Source organism: Kluyvera ascorbata ATCC 33433 (assembly GCF_000735365.1).
Classification (GTDB): Bacteria; Pseudomonadota; Gammaproteobacteria; order Enterobacterales; family Enterobacteriaceae; genus Kluyvera; species Kluyvera ascorbata.
This window is the reverse complement of record NZ_JMPL01000190.1, coordinates 1-5,053: the sequence shown is the minus strand read 5'-3', so window position 1 is coordinate 5,053 and position 5,053 is coordinate 1. Positions and strand designations below refer to the sequence as shown.

Below are 5,053 nucleotides of genomic sequence, written 5' to 3'. Positions count from 1 at the left end.
AACATCTGGTAAGAACTTGTGCCATCATGGGAGTTAAGCAGGATAATTTCAGGCACCTGTTTACCGGTAATCTGTCCCTCCCGACGCAGGCGCAACATATGCTTCGTATGTTCACGACGACCAGGGTCACGAACACGGGTCTGACAGGCAAAGAACGGCTGAAAGCCCTCCCGATGCAGACTGTCCAGCAGAGAGATGGTGGGAATATATGTGTAACGTTCACTACGGGATTCGTGTTTGTCCTCGCTGAATACGCTGGGTACCACGCGAAACAGCTCTTCACGGGTTAACGGACGGTCACGACGAATAAGATTTGCAGCGCCAAAGCGCGAAGCCAGACGGGTCATAAGCAGATTCCTCATAATGGGGAAAACAAACAAAAGAAAGCCCTGTCGCACTAGCGACAGGGCTCGGGAAAGAACAGACAGGCGTTAAACGTTCAGAAGAAGAAATTCCAGACAGCCCGGGCAACGGACACCACGGTGTCACGGACGGCCTGTATTACGGCCCGTACCGGAGCCGGTATCAGTGGGAAAGCACTTACCGTGTCCAGTACCGCGCCGACCGTTTCACCAAAATCGTCACGTGCTTTTTCCTGGACTGTCGTTGTGCGAAAGGGAGACTGCAGTTGCGCCACCACCGGGCTACTGGCTTCACGTGGCAGACACTTTATCATCCGCTCGGCCATCACCCGTAACCCCCACTGCAGACGGACCGACACCGCACACACCGGATGTACAGGTTGAAACAGCTCGTGCAGCAGGCAGATTTTGCGGCTGAGATTCTGCTTCTGCGCCGTGGACAATTGACCACTACCGCTGGTGGGTTCAGTCTTGTCCGACTGGCTGATAACAAACAGCACCTTATGCCGGTATGACTCACCAATTACCTGATGATAAAAATGCTCATCCACCGCCAGCGCCCGATCATCGGCCTTGATCAGCCACAATACCAGGTCAAGTCGGGGAAGTTGCTGACGGTAAAGTGCAGCGTATTCCGCATCCCTGCGTTCACTTTCACCGACACCCGGCAAATCAACCAACGTCATAAAACGCTCGCCCAGTTGCAGCCGAAAACTCAGCGGATTACGGGTGCAGGCTGTGACATCGCTGACCGGGGATACATCACCAGCAAAAAGGGCATTGCAAAGGCTACTCTTTCCCGCTCCGGTTTTACCCAGAATACCTATCACTGGCTCGTAGTCTGTTAACTGGTTTATTTGCTGTAGAATCCGCTCTGATGCCCATTGTGGCAGACCAGAAAGCGATTGCTGAAATGACTTCAAACCTTCAGAATTGTTCATTACTACTCCTCTGAAAAATAATACAAAAACGGCAGAATCGTGAGATTCTGCCGTTAACCAGGTATGTTCAGAAGAATGATATCTATCTGAAAATAATTTGAATTAAGGTAGATGACGAGCCACTGCCGCCTGTGCTCTCGGTCCCTGAGTCGTTAGGTAATTCTGGTATCGCTCATCCCCAGACCAGAACAGTAGATAAGGGCAAATTGCCTGAGGGGGCTATATGGCATTGGGCAGCAAGGTTTTATAGTTGGATGGCATAAATATAACGGTATAGAAGCATCAGCCTATACGATGACTGCCTACGTTTAAGCCATAAATTCTAGCTGTTACATAAGTATTAATGCTGATTATCATCAATTTGATTATAACCATGGCATTTTATGGATTATCATATTAAATATTCATTTTTTCCTATAGTGATAATTCATGCTTGGTTCCCCTTCTAAGCGGCTTGAGGACTTGAGTCTGGTCCAGCGCGATCGGCTGGCCTACATAGATTTTCGGCTCTACTTCTTCGGTGAGATCGGTCGCCCAGATCTGATTGAGCGCTTCGGCGTGGCTCCAGCAGGGGCGACTCGCGATTTGGCTTTGTATCGGGAAATCGTGCCGCATAACATCACCTTCGATGGTAGCAACAAGATCTATCGCATCGGGCAGGCGTTTTCCCCGTTGTTCTGAATCGCCACGGATAATCTAGACACTTCCGAGCCGTTGATAATACTGGTTTTCATATTCTGTCGGTGACATCTGATCGCTGGAACCATGCCGACGCTTACTGTTATAAAACATTTCGATGTAATCAAAAATATCGCTGCGGGCTTCCTCCCGCGTTCCGTAGATCTTTTTCTTTATCCGTTCGCGTTTCAACAACTTGAAAAAGCTTTCTGCAACCGCATTATCGTGGCAGTTACCGCGACGGCTCATGCTGCCCTCCAGTCCGTGTGATTTCAGGAACGACTGCCACTCATGGCTTGTGTACTGACTGCCCTGATCCGAATGAACCAGCACCTGTTTTTGGGGATTACGCCGCCATACAGCCATCAGCAGTGCGTTCAGGACAATGTCCTTTGTCATCCGGGATTGCATGGACCAGCCGATAATTTTGCGTGAGAACAGATCAACAACCACAGCAAGATACAGCCAGCCTTCTTGGGTCCTGATATAGGTTATGTCGGTTACCCAACGCTCATCCGGAGCATCCGGATTGAACTGTCGCTGGAGCCTGTTGGGCGACACGATACTGGCCTCGCCTTTACGTGCCCACGGGCTCCGGTATCCGACCTGAGCCTTTATCCCGACACGTTTCATCAGTCGCCAGACTCTGTTGACTCCGCACTGTTGCCCGCTGTCCCGCAGATCCAGATGGATCTTGCGATAACCATAGACGCATCCCGATTCCAGCCAGAACTGTTTAATCTGTCCTGTCAGTCTCAGGTCTGCCCGATGGCGTTGTGAATGCGGCTGCTGAAGCCATGCGTAAAAGCCACTGGGATGAACATCCAGCACCCGACAGAGCAGGCGAACAGGCCAGCAACGGGCGTTGTCACGGATAAAGGCGTACCTCAGTCGGACAGTTTTGCGAAGTACGCCGCGGCTTTTTTTAATATGTCCCGTTCGTCAGTAACCCGCTTCAGCTCTTTCTGGAGACGGCGGATCTCGGTCTGAGCATCTGACTGTTCTTTATGAGTGGAGGAATCCGGCCCGTACTTCTTTATCCAGGCGTAAAGGCTGTGGGTGGTGATATCGAGACGTGTTGCAACGCTGGAAACAGAATAACCACGATCAACAACCTGTTTGACTGCTTCAATTTTAAACTCTTCGGGATAACGCTTACCGCTCATGGGCACCTCTCTTTAAGCCATCTTAAATGACTCTGAGGTGTCTGTTAAACCCGTGTCGATTCAGGTCGCCCGGCGTATCCCTTGATGGCGATGCTGCGTATCCATCTGATGCAGAACTGGTTCGGCTACAGCGATCCGGCCATGGAAGAAGCGCTGTACGAGACGACCATCCTACGTCCGTTAGCCGGGCTGAGCATGGAGCGTATTCCTGACGAAACCACCATCCTCAACTTCCGTCGTCTGCTGGAGAAACATGAGCTGGCAGCCGGCATCCTCTGCGTGATCAATGGCTACCTGGGGGATCGCGGTCTGTCGCTGCGCCAGGGCACTATCGTCGATGCCACGCTGATCCACGCGCCCAGTTCAACCAAGAACCAGGACGGCAAGCGCGACCCGGAAATGCACCAGACCAAGAAGGGGAACCAGTATTACTTTGGCATGAAGGCGCACATCGGCGTTGATGATGGATCGGGGCTGGTACACAGCGTGGTGGGCACGGCAGCCACCGTGGCGGATGTCACCCACGTCGACAAGCTGCTGCACGGCGACGAGAACGTCGTCTGCGCCGATGCCGGCTACACCGGCGTCGAAAAGCGCTCCGAGCATGCCGACCGAGAAGTGATCTGGCAGGTCGCAGCACGCCGCAGCACCTACAAGATGCTCGATAAACGCAGCGCCCTGTACAAAGCCAAGCGCAAGATCGAGAAGGCCAAGGCGCAAGTGCGAGCGAAGGTAGAGCCCCCGTTTCGCGTGATCAAGCGGCAGTTTCGGCTACACCAAGGTACGTTTCCGAGGGCTGGTGAGGAACACTGCACAACTGGTGACGCTGTTTGCCCTGTCGAACCTATGGATGGCCCGCCGACATTTGCTGGCAAGCGCAGGAGAGGTGCGCCTGTAATGCGGAAAATGGCCGTCGCAAGGTGCTCGCGACGGCTGAAAGCACCGAAATGAGCGGGTGATCCGATCGTTTTTGATCGGTTCACCGCTTTCAAAATCAGCAGTGGCTGAAGTCAGCCGGAAATACAGGGCTACTTCAGACCATCCCTAGCTAGGGCTCGTAGTTCGGCGCAAGGCTGAAGTCGCTTGGCTGCTTCGCTGTTCAGATCCATGACCCACTTTCCATCAAACTCCCGGTTGTAGTTCCACAAGCATCTCGCGAGTCTTGCCGGCCCGCTCCACTAACAAGACCACAACATCTCCAACGTTCTTGTCGTCTAGCCGGGCCTGTAATGTGGTGACGTCGTCGACGGCGATACCGTCGATGCTGATAACGCGATCGCCGGGCACGATGCCGCCTGCGGTGACCTCGACGCCGACGAGCCCGGCCCTGTGCGCCGCCGAGCCCGGCGTCACGCGCAATACGAATACGCCCTTACTGCCGGTCAGCGCCTGCAGACGCGCGTTGAGCTGCTCATCCACCTCGATGCCCAGCGCCGGACGGATGTACTTGCCGGTCTTTATGAGTTGCGGCACCACGCGCATGACGGTATCGACCGGCACCGCAAAGCCTATGCCGGCCGAGGCGCCAGACGGACTGTAGATGGCGGTATTGATTCCGATCAGCCGCCCAGCCGAATCGAGCAGCGGGCCACCGGAATTGCCGGGGTTGATGGCGGCGTCGGTCTGGATCAGGTGATCGATGGCCGGGCCGCCCGCTTCTCCCGGCAACGAGCGGTCGAGCGCGGAGACGATACCAGTTGTGAGCGTCCAGTCCAGGCCGAAGGGGTTGCCGATAGCGAACACCTTCTGACCCACCTTGAGGTCGGCACTGGTGCCGACCGGCACGGCCGGCGGGCGCTTGAAACCGACGCCGATCTTGAGCACGGCGATGTCGTGCGCGGGGCTCGTCCCCACCAGCGCGGCCTGGTAGTCGCGGCCGTCGGCCAGTTTGACGGTGGCTTCGGAC

5 protein-coding genes and 1 pseudogene are annotated in these 5,053 nt (G+C 54.7%); 2 read left to right on the top strand and 4 right to left on the bottom strand.

The window, feature by feature from the left end; genetic code table 11:
* Together GKAS_RS22700 and GKAS_RS22695 are read right to left on the bottom strand one after the other, a co-directional pair.
* The coding region (locus GKAS_RS22700; protein WP_035897703.1) for a DUF932 domain-containing protein at window positions 1-347 on the bottom strand (347 nt) is incomplete at its 3' end.
* 92 nt (window positions 348-439) lie between these two features.
* Window positions 440-1,303, bottom strand: a complete 864-nt coding sequence (locus GKAS_RS22695; protein WP_003847792.1) for a GTPase family protein — start codon at window positions 1,301-1,303, stop codon at window positions 440-442.
* 429 nt (window positions 1,304-1,732) lie between these two features.
* On the opposite strand from GKAS_RS22695, the gene GKAS_RS22690 reads away from it, so the two are divergent.
* Complete coding sequence (locus tag GKAS_RS22690) at window positions 1,733-1,984, top strand: BrxR family helix-turn-helix transcriptional regulator (protein WP_003847791.1); 252 nt, start codon at window positions 1,733-1,735, stop codon at window positions 1,982-1,984.
* Window positions 1,985-1,999: 15 nt separating this feature from the next.
* Here GKAS_RS22690 and GKAS_RS22685 read toward each other — a convergent pair.
* A protein-coding gene (locus tag GKAS_RS22685) for an IS3 family transposase (protein ID WP_085954046.1) occupies window positions 2,000-3,147 on the bottom strand; the annotation gives its coding sequence in 2 pieces (ribosomal slippage) (window positions 2,000-2,910 and window positions 2,910-3,147; 1,149 coding nt in all).
* 57 nt (window positions 3,148-3,204) lie between these two features.
* Here GKAS_RS22685 and GKAS_RS22675 point away from each other — a divergent pair.
* Window positions 3,205-4,045 (top strand): annotated as a pseudogene (locus GKAS_RS22675) (IS5 family transposase); the annotation flags it as partial.
* A 224-nt stretch (window positions 4,046-4,269) separates the two neighbouring features.
* On the opposite strand, the gene GKAS_RS22670 reads toward GKAS_RS22675, so the two are convergent.
* Window positions 4,270-5,053: S1C family serine protease (locus GKAS_RS22670; RefSeq protein WP_035897702.1), on the bottom strand; the 784-nt coding region annotated here is incomplete at its 5' end.

Bases quoted from the DNA above. Each gene is read 5' to 3' on its own strand.
- GKAS_RS22695 (WP_003847792.1), bottom strand. From the start codon at position 1,303: ATGAACAATTCTGAAGGTTTGAAGTCATTTCAGCAATCGCTTTCTGGT.
- GKAS_RS22690 (WP_003847791.1), top strand. From the start codon at position 1,733: ATGCTTGGTTCCCCTTCTAAGCGGCTTGAGGACTTGAGTCTGGTCCAG.